This window comes from Streptomyces sp. NPDC058457 (assembly GCF_042720695.1).
Lineage (GTDB): Bacteria > Actinomycetota > Actinomycetes > Streptomycetales > Streptomycetaceae > Streptomyces.
On sequence record NZ_JBHXLU010000054.1, the window covers coordinates 13,367 to 30,129 of the forward strand.

The following is a 16,763-nucleotide window of genomic DNA, read 5'->3' on the forward strand; positions in this document are numbered from 1 at the left end:
CATGTCGGGCTCGGTCGAGCCGGATCAGTGGTACTTGCGAACGAGCCGGTCACACAGGCGCTGCCAGGCCTCGGGCGAGAGGGGTTCGGGCGAGAGCTGCACGGGGACCGGCTGGTCCCCGGCCGGGGCCTCGGGCGTGTTCGGGATCCCGGCCGTGGCCTCCTGTGCCTCCTGTGCCTTCCGCGCCGGGTCGGGTTTGGCCGGACCTGACCGGGCGGGCTTGCGTGCTGTCATCGCGCGCTCCTCATGTCACGGGTACGAAAAGGCAGATGACACCCTCGGCGGCGTAGAGCCGCTCGACGTCGGCGGCGGCCAGCCCGTCGGGCAGGCCGTCCGCCGGGACGACGACGGCCGTCGCGTACGCCTCGGTGACCTCGGTCGGGATGCCGGCGGGGGATGGTCCGGCCAGCCGCCGAGCGGCCTCCCGCACCAGCCGGGTGGCGCGCAGCCCCGCCGTCAGGTCGAAGGGATCGACGATCACGGCGGCGAGCGTGACCGGCAGCAGGTGGGTGTTGGCCGGGTCGTCGGGGTCGAAGGGGGCGGGCGTACGCAGGCGTACCTCGGTCACCACGTAGTCGAACGCGTCCCGCAGTTCCTCCACCGTGCTGATGTCGTGCTCGGCGAGAAACGCGTCGAGATCGAAGAAGGCGAACCGGGCCCTGAACTCGTCGAACGACGCGAAGTCGTCGAAACCCCGGGACAGCACCGCCTCCGCGCCGGCCGGGTCCACCTCCGTGACCACGGTGACGTCGATCCCGGCGAGCAGGTCGGTCCAGACCGGCTCGGCCGGGGCGGGCACGGTCAGGCTCACCTCGGTGCGGGTGTAGGAGGGCACGAGCTGCGACCACGCGCCGTCCTGCCGCCCGGTGAGGAACAGCGGCCGTTGCAGGGCGACCTCGCGCACCCGCGCGGAGCTGACCGTGTCGACCCGGGCGGCCGACAGGTCGTAGGTCGCGGCCAGCATGGTGCGGACCCGTTGGTCGCCCGAGGCATCGGCGGGCGACAACAACGCACCCAGAGCGGCGGGATCGCTCAACGCGAGCAACGCCCTGTCCCTGAATGCCATCATGCTTCCCCCCAGACCTTCGGTGACCGCTGTCGCCCGAGCCCGGCGAGATACCCGCGCCCGGCCGGCGACGGCTACGTTCGCAGGAGTGCCGTTACGGGGGCGTCACCTCTGTGTCAGCGGGACCGTCAGGTGCTGAGGTCGGGCAGGTCGTGGGGCAACTCGCAGGCGTCGTCGTGCAGATGCAGCCTGCGGAGATCCTGGACCGGGCCGACAGGGAAGGGATGCAGCACCCACTTGGAGCGATAGCCGGTCTCGCCGTGCTCCGCGAGCACTTGCCGGGCGGCATCGAGAACAGCGTGGGCGAACACCGTACGCGGATACACCGATCGCCACATCACCGTGCCGTCGGAATCCGGCAGGCCAGGACTGACCGCAACGTCACTGAACCTGTAGATGGTCAACTCGACCGATTCGCCCGTGGCGCGGAGAGCCCAGCGAAGTTCCTGCGGCTCGGCGTCGAAGAAGAACCGGGTCGTGTGCCACTGCCCGTACAGACTGCCCGCGACGGCCACGAGGTCCGCCGGCGCGTCAGTGCAGTAGCTGACGGTCAGTGACACCTTCCGGGAACCCTCGGTCAGGTGGCAACGTGCCCAACCACGGTCCCTCAGTTCCCACTTCAGCTGGAAGGCATCCTCTGACGCCTGTTCCGTCACCTGCTGGCACCTCCCCGTCAGCAGAGGGAGACCCGCTGCTGGTCGCTGAGGTTGATCTTCTCGTCGCTCTGGCCCCGGAGAACCCTGGCCTCCGACTCGAACGCGAACAACCTCATCTGCCTTGGACCTCGAGAAGAGGTCCAGGACGCCGAGGAGGAGTCTGAGCCTGCGCCGGCCGAGGCGCGTCACTTCGGTACGTACAAGACCTGGGACATGCTCCGCTTCCTGCTGGCGCGCGCCGAGTTCCCGGTGAACGTGATCCACGGTGAGGATCCGTTTGCCGAGGATAGAGACTGGGGGTACGAGCCTCCGAGGTACCTACGGCCTGAGCGCGTCCGGCTCGCGGCGGAAGCTCTGCGGGCCACGACCTGTACCCAGCTCATCAACGGGGTGGACCCCGCCGAACTGACCCGTGCCGAGGTGTACCCCCTCGGCTGGTTCTTCGACGCGGCTGCCGGCGCGAACGACGTGATGCTCGTCTGGCTGGACTGACCGGGCAAGGAAAGCACCAACCGACACACGTCCGTCAAGCCCCAGCTGAACCTGGCTGGACAAGGGGGGGCTGACCAGGGGACTACCTCGCAATCGCGAGACGGTCTCGTCGGCGGCTCCGATGTCTGCCTCTGCTGCGAGAGCCACTGGTGCCGGTGCACTGGTTGGGACAAGCTGCCGCACATGGACTGGATGTCGCTTCTCTCCACACTGACCGGTGCCGTGATCGGCATCGCGGCCACTCTTATTGCCGATCGCAACCGGTGGCGGCGTGAGGAGCTCAGGCATGCGTTGGAAGTACGGCGTGAGGCGTACATGGAGTTCGCGTCCGCCCTGAAAGCGGCAGGCGAAGAGATGCGTGCCGTCGCCCTGGGTGATCACATGTCCGATTCGGTGCGTGACGCGGCGGTGAGGGAGGCCGTCCGTGGCTCCGGCCTCTATACAGCGAGTGAACGCCTCTGGCTCGTCGGCCTGCCACAGGTCGTGGCGGCGGGGAACGAGGCGTTCCACGGCCTGCGCGCGATACGCGACGCCTACGCTCGGGGCGTGGCCGTGGGCTCCGCCGAGGAAGCACGCCTCATACGAGTGCGGCGCTCGGCCATGGCACAGATGCGTCGCCTCATGCGCGAGGATCTGGGCATCGGACCCCTCGGGATCGAGTGATCGTCGTCATCCCGGTGAACGGCACTGCCAAGGCAGCTCCGTCGGAAGGTGATTGGACGCTGGCTCGGCGACGGCACCGGGGCTCGCGTCGGCGGCCGTGAACGGCCGTGAACGATGCTGAATGAGATGGAGATCGAGAGTGAGCCGGGCCCGGGTTTCACCTGTGGTCGATACTGCCCTGCCCTGGATCCTGCCGGTTGGCGGCTTATGGGAGTAGGCGTGGGTGAACCGCCTGCAGGCGGGATATGGGGGTTCTAGGCTCGATGGACTGGCGCGGTGGGACTCGGGGGTGAGGATGGGCGGCGTCGAGATGCCTGGCGGGGCGTGGTTCGTCAGTCACGCGGGGGTGGACCGGGCTTGGGCGGAATGGGTGGCTTGGCAGCTGGTCGACGCGGGTTTCCAGGTGGAGTTGGACTACTGGGACTGGGGAACGGGTGACAACTTCGTCCTGAGGATGAACGCGGCGTTGGAGCGGGGCCGGTTTGTGGCGTTGTTCTCCCCGGCCTACTTCGAGCCGGAGCGGTTCACCACGCCGGAGTGGACCGCGATGGTGGCGATGCAGGAGAAGATCACCCCGGTTCGGGTCGCCGGAGTCGTGCCGCCGCCGATCTTGCGCCCCCTCATCATCCGTGACCTGTTCGAGCTGGACGAGGAGGCTGCCCGCCACGCGCTGCTGGAGGCGGTCAACGGCAGCAGCCGACCGGCCGTCGCCCCGGCCTTCCCCGGATCCTTGCGGCAGTTGGGCGGCAGAGGGCCGCGCCTGCCCGGATCACTGCCCAGGGTGTGGAACCTGCCCGCCCGCAATGCCGCCTTCACCGGCCGCGACACCCTGCTGGTCTGGCTACGCCAGACCCTCGCAGCCAGCAGCCGTGTGGCGGTGCAGGCGCTGCACGGGCGCGGCGGGGTGGGCAAGACCCAGCTCGCCATCGAGTACGCCCACCGGTTCGCCGGCGAGTACGAACTCGCCTGGTGGGTCGCGTCCGAGGACCCGGCCCTGATCCCCGACCAGCTCGCCCAGCTCGCCACCCGCATCGGTGCTGCACCAGTCGAAGCGCCTTCGGCCAAGGCGGTTCAGGAGCTGTTGGGTGAGTTGCGTACCCGCTCGCGCTGGCTGCTGGTGTTCGACAACATCGAAGACCCCGCAGCCCTGGGCCCTTTCCTGCCGGGTGGTGGCGGGCATGTGCTGCTGACCTCCCGCAACCCGCACTGGTACACCCACGCCAAAGCGCTGAACGTCGACGTGTTCACCCGGGCCGAGTCCGTCGCCCTGTTACACGCCCACGGCGCGGTCCTGGACGAGCGTGACGCCGACCATCTCGCGCGCGTCCTGGACGACCTTCCACTTGCCCTTGCCCAGGCCGCCGCCCTGCTCGCCAACGGCCTGTCCAGCGCCGACCTGTCGGCCGAACTGGCCCGTAGCACGGCCACGGTTCTGTCTGAGGGGCACCCGGCCCGCTACCCCGTCCCCCTGGCCGCGCAGGTCCGCCTCACCACTACCCGCCTGGAAGACGACCATCCCGGCGCGGCCGCCCTGCTGGTCGGCCTGGCCTTGCTGGCTCCCGAACCCTTCCCGGTCACCGCCTGCGCCGGCCACGTCCCCGAAGGCGGCTCCGCACCTTTGAGGGATGCCCTGGCCACCCGTCTGGCCAGCAGCGCCACACTGCATGCGATCACTCGGCACAATCTGGCCCGGGCGCAGGACGGCACCATCCAGCTACACCGCCTCACCCAGACTGTGCTGCGCGACCAGCTCACCCACGACCAACGCCGACAGGCAGGCGTCCACGCCGAAGCCCTGCTGACAGCGGCCAGTCCCGGAGATGTCAGCGAGCCTTTGGCTTGGCCTGCCTGGCGCGTGCTGCTGCCCCACCTCCTAGCGGTGGACCCCGCCCTGATCACCACCAAGGCGGGGCGGGATGCAGTTCGCAATGCCTGCTGGTACATGCTGGACCGCGGGCAGGCCCGCACCGCCCGTGACCGCCTCCAGCAACTACATCGCACCTGGATCCGGCAGCTGGGCCCGGACCATGAAGGCACCCTCTGGACCGTCTACTGCCTCGCGCGCGCCTACGGCGAAACCCAGGACTACGAACGGGCGCGCGCCCTGGACGAGGACACTCTCCGGCGACGACGCCGTCTCCTGGGCGAAGACCATCGCGAAACTCTGGCCACAGCCTCGAATCTGGCGAACTGGCTGGCGGAGTTGGGGCAGAGGGAGGAGGCCCGTGCCCTGGCTGAGGACACCCTGGTTCGCCGGCGGCGGGTGCTGGGCGAGGACCACCCTGAAACCTTGCGCACGGCTGCGAACCTTGCCATCCGACTGGCGGAGTTGGGGCAGAGGGAGGAAGCCCGTGCTCTGACCGAGGACACCTTGGCTCGTCGGCGGCGGGTGTTGGGCGAGGACCACCCGGCCACCCTGCGCACCGCATCGAGCCTTGCCAACCGGCTGGCGGAGTTGGGGCAGAGGGAGGAGGCCCGTGCCCTGGCTGAGGACACCTTGGCTCGTCGGCGGCGGGTGTTGGGCGAGGACCACCCCGCCACCCTGACCAGCTCCTGCAACCTGGCCAACTGGCTGGCGGAGTTGGGGCAGAGGGAGGAAGCCCGTGCCCTGGCTGAGGACGCCCTGGCTCGTCGGCGGCGGGTGCTGGGTGAGGACCACCCTGACACCCTGGCCAGCGTGAGGTTCCTGGAGCAGTCGGAAGGGCGAGCAGATAAACCCCGGCACCAGCGGACGCGGTAACGCTGCTGGGAATCCCCGAGCTGTCCCCTTCCTCAACCCCGGTGCGGTGACGGGCTTGTCGAAGACGATCGCGTCCGGGATCGGCGGGTTGTGGCACCCAAGCCGGTGATCGGTCTCACGATCCGGCAGCAGGGCCAGGAGCTCGGCGCGGATCGGGTCGATGATGGACGCAGGCACGACGGGCACGAGTCTGCTCCCAGGATCACAGAACGTCAGCAACTCCGTGATCAGCAGAAGACTGCCCGCCATGCCGCCACTCCGACGCGTTGATGACATGCCGATGAGCGCTCCTGACCGTCTGTTCAGTAGTACATGAACGTCGGGATCAGGCCGCCGCCGCTGGCATTCGGTATCGTTACCAGCCCGCCGGTGCCGACGCCCCTGCTGTTCGCGACGTTGACCACGTCGTAGACCGAGCCGTAGTTGCCCATCCAGTGCCACGAGGGGTCATCCGACTTCTGAGCCTTGCAGGCACTGGCGAGTTTGATGCCTTCCTGGGCAGTGAGGACTTGGTCGGCCCGCGGCATGTAGCAGCCGGCGTTCGGCGTTGTCGGCGCCTTCGGCGCGGGTGCGGCGGGAACCGGAATCGCCAGCCCGATCAGCAATGCCGCGGGCGCGGCCGTGATGGCGAGGGCGCGAAGTCGGTTCATGGTTGACCTCCCTGGCTAGCCACCTGTCTCGGAACCGAGATCTGAACCGACCGTAGAATCGCCCGGCGTGGTACCGCCATTCGGATACACCCATTCGGGTGATGTCGAGGTGTCGACCAGGGGGGTGTCATTTGGCGTGGGGGGTCGTGTCTGACCTGCGGTGTTGTCGGTTGGTTGAGAAGGCTGGCGGGTGGTTCTGGGGGGCGTGTGCTGGCGTTGTCTGTGGTGTTGAGTTGCTGGTGTGTTGCTGAAGGCAGCGTCCGGGTGTACGGAGCTGATGTCGTGCCGATCTTGAGGTGCGCGCGTCGAATGGGAATCTCGAGTTCAACTCGGCTGAGCCGACGCGTGATTGTGTCGCTCACCGGTTCGGGAATGCGGCCGATCACCCGGAACGTGTTCGGCGGTATCCGTCGGACGTGACGGACGCGGACCGGGCCCGGGGCCGGCAAGAGACGTACTGCCACCGGGCGATACCCGAAGCGATCCGCTACCTGGTCGACAACGGCATCAAGTGGCAAATCATTGAGAACTGAGACAGGGGTGTGACCTTTCTGGGCGGGGTGGAGGCATCGCGTGAGGCGTTGTCCGAGCGGGGCGGTATCTATGACGCATGAACATTGATCAGGCTGACCCTGCTGAGTTGTCGGCGCTCCGCGCGGCGTTCGATGTCGATGACGGAGGGGATTCGGCTCTCGGATGGGAGGCAGTGCATGCCTTCGAGGCAGAGCACGGGATCGTGCTGCCCGAGCCGTATCGGACCTTCGTCGCTGAGATAACGGACGGTTCGTACTCCGGTCCGCCCGAGTACGGACTGTTGCCAGTGGCAGAACTGCCGGACGACTGGGGCGGCGAAGCGCAGGAACGCGACCTGAGCAGGCCGTTCCCACTGGCTGAGACGTGGATGTGGGAGGACGATTCCGACCCGGCCGAGGACACTGACACCATCCTTGAGCAGGTCTACAACCACGGCTCACTCGTGCTCGGGACCGACGGGTGCGCGATGAACTGGCACCTCATCGTCACCGGGCCCCACCGAGGGCATGTCTGGATGATCAGTGACGTCGGTGCCGTCCCTTTCGGCGCGGAGTTCGGGTTCACCACGGCTGAGCCTGGGTTTGCGGGCTGGGTACGACACTGGGCAGAGAACAAGCCCTGGTACGACGCTGCGTGACTCCTCAGGAGTTCGGCCTGTGGCCGTCCTCTCCGGTTCCGATCGATCTCATGAGCTGAGTGTCGGGGATGAAGCCGTCGGCAGTCCCCAGTTGCCTGGGATGGTCGGCGTCCAGGTTCTGCGGTAGTTCCGGGGTCGCGTCCTTCAGGTGCGGGCTGCCGACGCCGAGCAGGGCATCGAGCACCGAGGAACGGACCAGTTCCGGCTGTGATTTGGGTGACGTCTCCCAGTGTTCCAGCAGTGTGCAGACCTGTTCCAGAGCGGGGTCGACGGCTCCGTGTCCGAGTGCGAAGTCGGCCAGCGGCCGCAGCTTGGGCACCCCGGCCCGCTGGTGCAGTCGTCGGTGTCCGCCGAAGAGGTAGCCCCAAGCCACCAGGTGAGCCCGGTGCCGGTGACGGATCTCGCCCGTGACGGAAGCGACGAACACCGTCCAGGTCTGCTCGTCCCAGGCCCAGAGGCACCTCATCCAAGGTGCCCCCAGCAGAGTTCGAACCGGCCCGCACGGCTCCGGAGCCCGTATCCGCCCCCATCGTGACGGCACCGCCCGGGAGTTGTGCGCGCCCGAGGGCGCCGGTGGGGCCGCCGGCGCCCGGCGGGAGGCGGCGGTCCCACCGGCCCGGCTCACTTGTAGGTGATGTCCGAGCTCGCGTACTTGCAGTACGTCCCGTCCGGCCCGCTCCCGTTCGTCGGTGGTTCCGCGCCCGTGTTGTTGCCGATGTACTTCTGGCACGGCACGATCTTCTTGCTGCTGTCCCCGACGATCGTGATGTTCTTCAGCGTCGCGCTGTCGCCGTAGTTGGTGTTGATTCCGACCAGCGCGCTGCCCTTGTACGTCGCCTCGATGGTGTTCAGGTTGATGGTGCGCTTGTACTGCGTGGAGCAGTTGCCGCACGAGCGGACCAGCTTGCCGAAGTTCTGCACCGCGAAGTTGGACACGTTCAGCGTCCCGGCGCCGTTGAACTGGAACACCTTGTCGCTGGCTTCCTTCGCACCGCCGCCGGAGACGGTGTACACGTTGGACGACGAGGAGCCCCGGAAGGTGGCCGCGTCCTCGCCGACGTCCTCCCACCACACGTTCTGCAGCGTGCAACTGCCCTCGCAGTGGATGCCGTCCGCGGCGGGCGCGCCGATGATGACGTTCTTCAGGACGGTGCCGGCCGCCAGATCGAGGATCGGGTCCTGGTCCTCGCTCTGTCCGCCGGTGCCCAGGTCGCCGCTGCCGTACAGGCGCAGCATCCCGTAGTCCTTGGTGCCCGACAGCTTGATCGTCGCGGTGACGGCCTGGCTGCCGCTCGCGGTCGGCCAGGTAGCGGCGTTCGCCGGGATTCCTGCCGTCATGAGCATGCCAAACGAGAATCCCAGGGCGGCCATCCCGCCCAGCAGTGCGCGCGCACTGCTCCGTGCTCGTGAAGTCATGTCCCGTATGCCTTCTTTCGAGTGGGGGGCCTGCGGCAGCGCTCCATCGGCCATCCAAGTGAATGAAAGGTGTCCATCATGAGGAACGCGGTGCGTGGACACCTGGACGAACATGGGGCCATCGAGGGCTGTCGGTCAGGGTGCTGAACGGAACGTAGGATGAAAGCGCTTTCTAGTCAACGCTTCGCGCAGCACCCGTTCCGGCCGCGCCACCGTCCCGCAAAGTGGTGTGGGAGCGCTTCCATGGATGGCCGTGTGCATGCCACCATGCCGGGAGTTCCCCGCACGACGCCGCATCGAGCCGCGATCAGAAAGGGACAACGCCGTGCCCCCACACCCGGCTCCACATCCGGCTCCACATCCGGGCCCGCGCCCCGGCTCCACTTCACCCTTCCCGGCGGGCAGACCATCGCCAACGGCTGCAACGCCACGTACAGCCCCGCGTCCGGTGCGGTGACGGCGGCCGACGTGTCGTACAACGCCACGGTCGCGCCGAACGCGAGCGTCAGCATCGGCCACCAGGCCACCCACACCGGCAACATCGCGGCCCCCACCGCGTACACGCTCAACGGCACTCCCTGCACGGTCAGTTGACGACGGCTCGGCCGCCGTCCCCTCGCCAGGAAGGTCCCCGTGAAGCCGCAGCCCAGCAGAACGCCGTTCGCCACGCTCCTCAGCACCTGTGTTCTCGCCCTGGCCCTGGTGGTGACCGCCACGGCCGTCACCGCGCTGGTCCGCGGTACCGGCCAGGTCGCCTCGGCCGATCGCCAGGGCAGCCACTGGGTGAACACCTGGACCGGGATGCCCCAGCTCACCGAGCCCGGCAACCTGCCGCCCGCGCCCTTCACGGGGGAGAAGTCGGTCCTGGCCGACACCACCCTGCGCCAGACCGTCCGCGTGACCGTCGGCGCCCACCGGCTCCGGCTGCGCTTCTCCAACGCCTACGGCGACACCGCGCTCCCGCTCACCTCGGTGACCGTGGCGCTTCCGGCGGGCGGAGCGGCGGGGGTCGGCGGGATCGCTTCCGGCAGCCTGCACCGGGTGACGTTCTCCGGGCGCGCCGCGACCGTCGTACCCGTCGGGGCCCAGGTCGTCTCCGATCCCGTGGACTTCGAGCTGACCGCGGGGGCCAATCTCACGGTCACGGCGTACACCGCGCAGGGCCAGCCCGATCTGGCGCTCACCTCGCACCCGGGGTCGCGCACCACGTCGTACCTCGTCGGTGGAGACCACACGCAGGACCCGGATCTGCCGGGCGCGACCACGGTCGACCACTGGTACCTGCTGAGCGACGTCGAGGTCCTGGTGCCCGCCGCGACCCGGGCCGTGGCCGTCCTCGGTGACTCCCTCACCGACGGCCGGGGGTCCACGACCAACGGCAACGACCGCTGGCCCGACCAGTTCTTCGACCGTCTCCAGTCCCGGGCGGGTACCTCCGACATCGCCGTGCTCAACCAGGCGGCCGGCGGCAACCGTGTCCTCAACGACGGCCTCGGCCCCAATGTCCTGGCCCGGCTCGACCGCGACGTCCTCTCCCGCAGCGGGGTCTCCTGGCTGATCCTCTTCGAGGGCGTCAACGACATCGGCACCGCCGCTGCCACCCCGCAGGCCCAGCAGACCGTCGCCGACGACCTGATCGCCGCCTACCGGCAGATCGTCGTCCGCGCCCACGCCCAGGGCATCCGGGTCTACGGCGCCACCCTGCTGCCCTTCGGCGGCAACGCCTACGACGACGGGGCCGGGGTGCGGGAGGCGGCCCGGCAGCGCGTCAACACCTGGATCCGGGGGCAGGGGCACTTCGACGCGGTGATCGACTTCGACCGGGCGGTACGGGACCCGGCCGATCCGAGCCGTCTGCGGGCCGACCTCCAGGTGGGGGACTGGCTGCACCTCAACCCGACCGGGTACGGGGCGCTGGCGGCGGCGGTGCCGGCGGGGCTGTTCCGCACCTCGTAGCGGGACCGAGCCGGCTGAAGAACTACGGACGGTCCCAGACCCCGAGACGGGTCAGCCGGCAGGCCGCGGGGCGCGCAGGTGGGCGCGGGACCTGAGCTCGTCCTCCTCGACCAGTTCGAGCATGGGCTTGCCCGGCGCGCACATCATGGTGACCACGAACTCGGTCCTGGCGTCGGTGAGGGCGTTGCCGTCCTGGTAGTGGATGACGTCACCGCCCGGCTCCCAGAACGTGCCGCCGGCCTCCACGACGCGCTCGGGCTCGCCCTCGAGTTCGAAGCGGACCGCGCCCTTGAGGACATAGCCGAACGCCGGGCCGGAGTGGCGGTGCGGTGGGGTTCCGGGGTCGCCGGGCTCCCAACCGACGTGGATGGTCATCGCCGAGGCGCCCTCGGGGACGGTGATCGGAGCGGCGTCCTGGAGCACCTTCACCGCCCGGGTCCAGCTCGGGCCGTCCGCGTCGCCGGTCCCGGACCCGTCCGCGTCGCTGGTCCCGGACCCGTTCACGTCGTGCCGGGGATGAGCGTGCTGTGGTTTCTCCGACACTGCGTCGTCCCTTCCGCGTCCGGTGCCGAGCGTGATCGACTGTATGCCGGGCAGTCCCGCGACCGTTGCGTTCGCGGTCGGTGAGCGGTGACGTGTCGCGGCGGACCTCAGTGACGCGGGCCGCCAGCGGCCGGGAGCTCCTCGGCTACGGCCCCGCGACCGCCACGCCGAGTTCGGTGGCCGCGCGCACGGCGAACCAGACCTCGGTGAAGGCGGCGGTCGTCGACAGGTCCCGGCCGGTCACCTCGCCGAAACGGCGCAGCCGGTAGGCGAGGGTGTTGGGGTGGATGTGGAGGGCCGCGGCGGCGTCCTCGGTGCGGCGGTCGCGTTCCATCCAGGTGCGGACGGAGACCAGCAGCTGAGACCCGTGCGCCTCGTCGTAGCGCAGGGCCTCGCCGAGGACCTGCTCGACCAGCGCCGACAGCAGCCGGCGGTCCTCGGGCAGCCAGCGCCCGGTGGCGTCCTCGCCGTAGTGGAGGAGCGGCTTGCCCGCCTCCTCCGCGCGTCCGGCCGCCCATTCCGCCTCCTGCCGGGCGACCCGCAGGGGCTCGCCGACGGCGAAGGGCCGGCTCACCCCGCACACCGCGCCCGGCAGGTCGGCCAGGGCCTCGGTGAAGCCGGGTTCGGCCAGTACCAGCCGGTCCTCGCCGCGGCGCAGGGTCAGGTGCGGGTGGCCGGACAGCGCGCCGTCCAGCTGCTCGTCCTGGGCGCGCCGGAGCACCGCGAGGACGACCGGCCGCTGTGTGTCCAGGCCGTGGTGGGCGAGCCGGCGCTGGGCGCCGGCCGGGTCGAGGGTGTCCTGGAGCATCTCGGCCAGGGTCTCCGCGCCCTCGCGCCGCAGCACCTCGCGTTCCTGGCGCACCATCGCGAGCCGCAGGGCGGCGACGGTGGCCAGGTGCTGGACGACGGCCAGCCCGGCCGGACGGGCGCCGGCCTGTTCCAGCGCGACCAGGTAGCCGGCCGCGCCGCCGGGGCCGAGGACGGGAAGCACGAAGCCGCCGGGCACGGTCGGCGGGGCGTCCGGGTCCGCCGGGAGCACCGAGAGGTCCTCGGGTGCCGCGACGCCGGGCAGCAGCGGGCGTCCCTGGGGGGTGCACAGGAAGATGCGGTACCCGCTGAGCTGCTCCAGGCGGTCGAAGAGCGCGGGGATGTCCAGGTTCTCCTCGGCCATCCACCGCAGCGCGCCGAAGACCTGGAGCTGGGCGCCGAGCCGTTCGGCGGACTTCTCGCTGACCGCGGCGGCGACCTCCTGAGCGATGGTGACGAAGGGAACCGTGAGCGGCACCTCGAGGACCGGGAAACCGCGCTCCTCGGCCGCGGCGAGGAACGCCTGCCGCAGCGGCGGGGTCCGCAGCTGGGTACTGAGCACCAGCGCCGCGACGCCCGCGTCGTCGAGCCGCTCCAGATAGCGCCGCTGCGCCTCGCCGCCGCGGGGCACGGCGAGGCCCACGGTCATGAGGACCTCCGAGCCCTGCAGCCACGGGGTGGGGTCCTCCAGTTCGCTGACATGCGCCCAGGAGACCGTACGGCCCAGGCCGCCGCCGCCCGCGAGCAGGCGCATCTGCAGCGCCGGGAAGGACAGGAGGTCACCGACGGTGAGGACGGAACGCGGCGTTGCTTTGTGGTCAGACACAAGACCACTGTAGTTCTTCGTGCTGTCAACAATTGACCCTGCCGGTCGGCCGTCCGCACACTGAGGCATCCCCCCGCTACCGGAACCATCAGCTCCGGTCCAGGGTCCGCCCACCCGGCGGTGTACGCCCAGGCTCGACAGGAAGGTGCCCCATGACGACCGAGCCCCGTGGACCCGTGGACTCCTCCCGGATCCCCCGCTACGCGGGACCCGCGACCTTCGCCCGGCTGCCGCGTCTTGACGAGGTGCCCCGCGCGGACATCGCCGTCGTCGGCGTGCCCTTCGACACCGGCGTCTCCTACCGCCCCGGCGCCCGTTTCGCACCGGCCGCGGTGCGCGAGGCGTCCCGGCTGCTGCGCCCGTACCACCCGGCGCTCGACGTGTCGCCGTTCGCGGCGGTGCAGGTCGCCGACGCCGGGGACATCCCGGTGAACCCCTTCGACATCAACGAGGCGATCGAGACCGTCGAGCACGAGGCCTCCCGCCTCCAGGCCGACGGCACGAAGCTCGTCACCATCGGCGGCGACCACACCATCGCGCTGCCGCTGCTGCGCGCGGTCGCCAAGCGGCACGGACCGGTCGCCGTCCTCCACTTCGACGCCCATCTCGACACCTGGGACACCTACTTCGGCGCCGAGTACACCCACGGCACCCCGTTCCGCCGCGCCGTCGAGGAGGGCATCGTCGACACCGAGGCGCTCAGCCACGTCGGCACCCGCGGCCCCCTGTACGGCAAGCGGGACCTGGAGGAGGACCGCCGGCTCGGCTTCGGCATCGTCACCTCCTCCGACGTGCTGCGCCGCGGCGTCGACGAGACCGTGGACGCGCTGCGGCAGCGCATCGGCGACCGGCCGCTGTACGTGTCCGTCGACATCGACGTCCTCGACCCCGCACACGCCCCCGGCACCGGTACCCCGGAAGCCGGCGGGATGACCTCACGCGAGCTGTTGGAGATCCTGCGCGGCCTCGCCGGGCTCAACCTCGTCGGCGGCGACGTCGTCGAGGTCGCCCCCGCCTACGACCACGCCGACATCACCTCCGTCGCCGCGTCCCACGTCGCGTACGACCTGATCAGCCTGTTCACCCTGGACTCCGCCGGCCCTCGCGAGGAGCAGACATGACCACCAGCCCCCAAGCGGAGCAGCACGACGCCCCGTCGCTGACCGAGATCGAGACCTACGGCGTCGAGCGCATCCCGGACGCCGACCGCACCGCCCGGCCGCTCGACCTGTTCCGGGTCGCCTTCGGCGGCGCGAACACCTTCGCCACCTGTGTCCTCGGCGCATTCCCGATCCTGTTCGGGCTCTCCTTCTGGCAGGGCCTGGCGGCCACCGGCCTCGGGCTCGCCGTCGGCGCGCTGATCCTCGCGCCGCTGGCCGTGTTCGGGCCGCTGAACGGCACCAACAACTCGGTGTCCTCCTCCGCCCACCTGGGCGTGCACGGCCGGGTCGTCGGCTCCTTCCTCTCCCTGCTGACCGCGGTCGCTTTCTTCTCCATCTCCGTGTGGTCCTCCGGCGACGCCCTGGTCGGCGGCGCGCACCGGATGTTCCACCTGCCGACCAACGACGGCGTGTACGCGCTCGCGTACGGGCTGTTCGCCGCGCTGGTGCTGACGGTGTGCATCTACGGCTTCCGCTTCATGCTCTTCGTGAACAAGATCGCGGTGGCCGCCGCCTCCCTGCTCTTCGTCCTCGGTCTCTTCGCGTTCGGCGGCGACTTCGACGCCGGCTACCAGGGCAGCTTCCACTCGCTGAGCACCCCCGGCTTCTGGCCGGCGTTCATCGGCTCCGCGCTGATCGTGCTCTCCAACCCCGTCTCGTTCGGGGCCTTCCTCGGCGACTGGGCCCGCTACATCCCCGCAGACACCCCGCGCCGCCGGGTCATGGGCGCGGCCTTCCTCTCCCAGATCGCGACGATCCTGCCGTTCTTCTTCGGCCTGGCGACCGCCTCGATCATCGCCGCGAAGGCGGGGAACTTCCTCGACCCGAACGCCCCGGACTACGTCGGCGGGCTGCTGGCGATCTCGCCCTCCTGGTACTTCCTGCCGGTCTGCCTGCTCGCGCTGATCGGCGGCATGTCCACCGGCACCACCTCGCTCTACGGCACCGGTCTCGACTTCGCCAGCGTCTTCCCCAGGTTCAGCCGGGTGCAGGCCACCGTGTTCATCGGCGTCCTGTCGATCGGCTTCATCTTCGTCGGCCGGTTCGCCGCCAACCTGACCCAGTCGATCTCCACCTTCGCGACGCTGATCATCGTCTGCACCGCGCCCTGGATGGTCATCATGACCCTGGGCTTCCTCACCCGCCGCGGCTGGTACGACCCCGACTCGCTCCAGGTCTTCAACCGCCGTCAGCGGGGCGGGCGTTACTGGTTCACGCACGGCTGGAACTGGCGCGGCATGGCTGCCTGGCTGGCCTCCGCCCTGCTCGCGGTCCAGTTCGTCAACCTCCCGGGCCAGTTCGTCGGCGCCCTGGGCGACCTCGCGGGCGGCGTGGACATCTCGCTGCCCGTCGGACTGGGCCTGGCCGCGGTCAGCTACCTCGCGCTGCTGTGGCTCTTCCCCGAGCCCCGCGCCGTCTTCGGCCGCGAGGGCCCGCGGCTGGTGCGTGCCGTCGACACCCCGGTGCCGCCGATCACCGCGGCCGACGGCGTTCCCGTCGCGGCCCCCGAGCCTGCGGAGGTGTGAGCGGGATGCGCCTGATCGACCTGTCCGTGCCGCTGCGCACCGGCATGCCGGTCTACCCCGGCGACCCGGAGGTGGACATCCGGCCCGCGCTCACCGCGGCCCGGGACGGTGTCAACGTCCTTCAGGTGCACATGGGTTCGCAGTCCGGTACGCACGTGGACGCCCCGTCCCACATCGAGGACGGCCTGCCCGCGCTTGACCAGCTGCCGCTGGACCGTTTCGACGGCCCCGCCCACGTGGTCGACGCCCGGGGCCTCGCGCCCCGGGCGGCCATCGGGCCGGACCTGCTCGCCGGTGTCCCGGCCGGCCGGATCGTGCTCATCGCCACCGGCTGGTCCGCGCACTGGGGCACCGACGCCTACCACGCGCACCCCTACCTGACGGAGGAGGCGGCCGCCCTCCTCGTCGCCCGCGGCGTGTACACCGTCGGCATCGACGCCCTCAGCGTCGACCCCACCCCAGGCGAGACCCTGCCCGCCCACCGCATCCTGTGCGGCGCCGACGCCGTCATCGCCGAGAACCTCGCCAACCTGGCCGAGGTCCTGGACGCCCAGCACACCGGCCAGGACGTCCACGTCAGCCTCTTCCCCCTGCACCTGCCCGGCGCGGACGGCGCACCCGTCCGCGCCGTGGCCCGGATCTCGGAGCCGAAGCCTTGAGCAACGACCACGACACCGCCCTCGCTGCCGCCGACGCACTGGTCGCCGCCTTCGCCGAGGGCCGCACCGACGACTACTTCGACGCCTTCGCGCCCGACGCCACGTTCGTCTTCCACACCTCCGACCGGCGCCTGGACTCCACCCAGGAGTACCGCGCCCTGTGGCAGAAGTGGAGCGAGGAGGACGCCTTCCGCGTCCTGTCCTGCGACTCGACCGACCGCCGCCTCCAACTCCTCGGCGACACAGCCGTGTTCACCCACTCGGTGACCACCCGCATCTCCACCACGGCCGGCGAGGAGGCTCTCCGCGAGCGGGAGACCATCGTCTTCCACCGTGCCGGCGACGGGGACTGGCAGGCAGTCCACGAGCACCTGTCCGCAGCCACCGTCTGACAGCGCCGGTTCGGAAGCGCCCCGAAGGGGCGCGGGGAAC

General features: G+C 70.2%; 17 protein-coding genes and 1 pseudogene. 10 read left to right on the forward strand and 8 right to left on the reverse strand.

Annotated elements, in window-relative coordinates:
• Window positions 1-24: 24 nt before the first annotated feature.
• From ACFWPS_RS33470 to ACFWPS_RS33480, 3 genes are all read right to left on the reverse strand, one after another.
• Complete coding sequence (locus ACFWPS_RS33470; protein ID WP_383711975.1) at window positions 25-234, reverse strand: hypothetical protein; 210 nt, start codon at window positions 232-234, stop codon at window positions 25-27.
• Between the two features lie 10 nt (window positions 235-244).
• The gene (locus tag ACFWPS_RS33475; RefSeq protein ID WP_383711977.1) at window positions 245-1,066 is read right to left on the reverse strand and encodes a hypothetical protein; all 822 of its coding nucleotides are present in this window, start codon (window positions 1,064-1,066) and stop codon (window positions 245-247) included.
• 128 nt (window positions 1,067-1,194) lie between these two features.
• Window positions 1,195-1,722: a hypothetical protein gene (locus ACFWPS_RS33480; RefSeq protein WP_383711980.1), complete on the reverse strand. Its 528-nt coding sequence runs from the start codon at window positions 1,720-1,722 to the stop codon at window positions 1,195-1,197.
• A gap of 114 nt (window positions 1,723-1,836) precedes the next feature.
• On the opposite strand from ACFWPS_RS33480, the gene ACFWPS_RS33485 reads away from it, so the two are divergent.
• From ACFWPS_RS33485 to fxsT, 3 genes are all read left to right on the forward strand, one after another.
• Window positions 1,837-2,214 (forward strand): DUF1877 family protein, encoded by a 378-nt coding sequence (locus ACFWPS_RS33485; protein ID WP_383712140.1) that lies wholly within the window; start codon window positions 1,837-1,839, stop codon window positions 2,212-2,214.
• Between the two features lie 183 nt (window positions 2,215-2,397).
• Window positions 2,398-2,877, forward strand: coding sequence for a hypothetical protein (locus ACFWPS_RS33490; protein WP_383711982.1), 480 nt, complete (start codon window positions 2,398-2,400; stop codon window positions 2,875-2,877).
• 295 nt (window positions 2,878-3,172) lie between these two features.
• Window positions 3,173-5,617, forward strand: coding sequence for an FxSxx-COOH system tetratricopeptide repeat protein (gene fxsT, locus ACFWPS_RS33495; RefSeq protein ID WP_383711985.1), 2,445 nt, complete (start codon window positions 3,173-3,175; stop codon window positions 5,615-5,617).
• A gap of 302 nt (window positions 5,618-5,919) precedes the next feature.
• Here fxsT and ACFWPS_RS33500 read toward each other — a convergent pair whose 3' ends face one another.
• Window positions 5,920-6,267: a hypothetical protein gene (locus ACFWPS_RS33500; RefSeq protein ID WP_383711986.1), complete on the reverse strand. Its 348-nt coding sequence runs from the start codon at window positions 6,265-6,267 to the stop codon at window positions 5,920-5,922.
• A gap of 610 nt (window positions 6,268-6,877) precedes the next feature.
• Here ACFWPS_RS33500 and ACFWPS_RS33505 point away from each other — a divergent pair.
• Window positions 6,878-7,438, forward strand: coding sequence for an SMI1/KNR4 family protein (locus ACFWPS_RS33505; protein ID WP_383711989.1), 561 nt, complete (start codon window positions 6,878-6,880; stop codon window positions 7,436-7,438).
• A 4-nt stretch (window positions 7,439-7,442) separates the two neighbouring features.
• On the opposite strand, the gene ACFWPS_RS33510 is transcribed toward ACFWPS_RS33505, so the two are convergent.
• Both ACFWPS_RS33510 and ACFWPS_RS33515 read right to left on the reverse strand, forming a co-directional pair.
• Complete coding sequence (locus ACFWPS_RS33510) at window positions 7,443-7,904, reverse strand: hypothetical protein (RefSeq protein ID WP_383711992.1); 462 nt, start codon at window positions 7,902-7,904, stop codon at window positions 7,443-7,445.
• A gap of 155 nt (window positions 7,905-8,059) precedes the next feature.
• Window positions 8,060-8,854 carry a pectate lyase gene (locus ACFWPS_RS33515; protein ID WP_383711994.1) on the reverse strand — a complete coding sequence of 265 codons (795 nt, stop codon included), beginning with the start codon at window positions 8,852-8,854 and terminating at the stop codon, window positions 8,060-8,062.
• Between the two features lie 378 nt (window positions 8,855-9,232).
• On the opposite strand from ACFWPS_RS33515, the pseudogene ACFWPS_RS33520 reads away from it, so the two are divergent.
• Window positions 9,233-9,448 (forward strand): annotated as a pseudogene (locus ACFWPS_RS33520) (cellulose binding domain-containing protein); the annotation flags it as partial.
• Between the two features lie 39 nt (window positions 9,449-9,487).
• On the forward strand, window positions 9,488-10,810 hold the full coding sequence (locus ACFWPS_RS33525; RefSeq protein WP_383711997.1) for an SGNH/GDSL hydrolase family protein: 1,323 nt from the start codon (window positions 9,488-9,490) through the stop codon (window positions 10,808-10,810).
• 51 nt (window positions 10,811-10,861) lie between these two features.
• Here ACFWPS_RS33525 and ACFWPS_RS33530 read toward each other — a convergent pair whose 3' ends face one another.
• Window positions 10,862-11,353 carry a cupin domain-containing protein gene (locus ACFWPS_RS33530; RefSeq protein WP_383711999.1) on the reverse strand — a complete coding sequence of 164 codons (492 nt, stop codon included), beginning with the start codon at window positions 11,351-11,353 and terminating at the stop codon, window positions 10,862-10,864.
• 145 nt (window positions 11,354-11,498) lie between these two features.
• Window positions 11,499-12,986: a PucR family transcriptional regulator gene (locus ACFWPS_RS33535; protein WP_383712002.1), complete on the reverse strand. Its 1,488-nt coding sequence runs from the start codon at window positions 12,984-12,986 to the stop codon at window positions 11,499-11,501.
• Window positions 12,987-13,138: 152 nt separating this feature from the next.
• On the opposite strand from ACFWPS_RS33535, the gene speB reads away from it, so the two are divergent.
• The 4 genes from speB to ACFWPS_RS33555 are packed head-to-tail and all read left to right on the forward strand — an operon-like array spanning window position 13,139 to window position 16,723.
• On the forward strand, window positions 13,139-14,107 hold the full coding sequence (gene speB, locus ACFWPS_RS33540; protein WP_361281819.1) for an agmatinase: 969 nt from the start codon (window positions 13,139-13,141) through the stop codon (window positions 14,105-14,107).
• A complete protein-coding gene (locus ACFWPS_RS33545; protein ID WP_383712005.1) occupies window positions 14,104-15,672 on the forward strand; it encodes a purine-cytosine permease family protein in 1,569 nt (522 codons plus the stop codon). Before speB ends, ACFWPS_RS33545 begins: the two co-directional genes overlap by 4 nt.
• 5 nt (window positions 15,673-15,677) lie before the next feature.
• Window positions 15,678-16,331, forward strand: a complete 654-nt coding sequence (locus ACFWPS_RS33550; RefSeq protein WP_383712007.1) for a cyclase family protein — start codon at window positions 15,678-15,680, stop codon at window positions 16,329-16,331.
• Window positions 16,328-16,723 carry a nuclear transport factor 2 family protein gene (locus ACFWPS_RS33555; protein ID WP_383712010.1) on the forward strand — a complete coding sequence of 132 codons (396 nt, stop codon included), beginning with the start codon at window positions 16,328-16,330 and terminating at the stop codon, window positions 16,721-16,723. Before ACFWPS_RS33550 ends, ACFWPS_RS33555 begins: the two co-directional genes overlap by 4 nt.
• The last annotated feature ends 40 nt before the right edge of the window (window positions 16,724-16,763 follow it).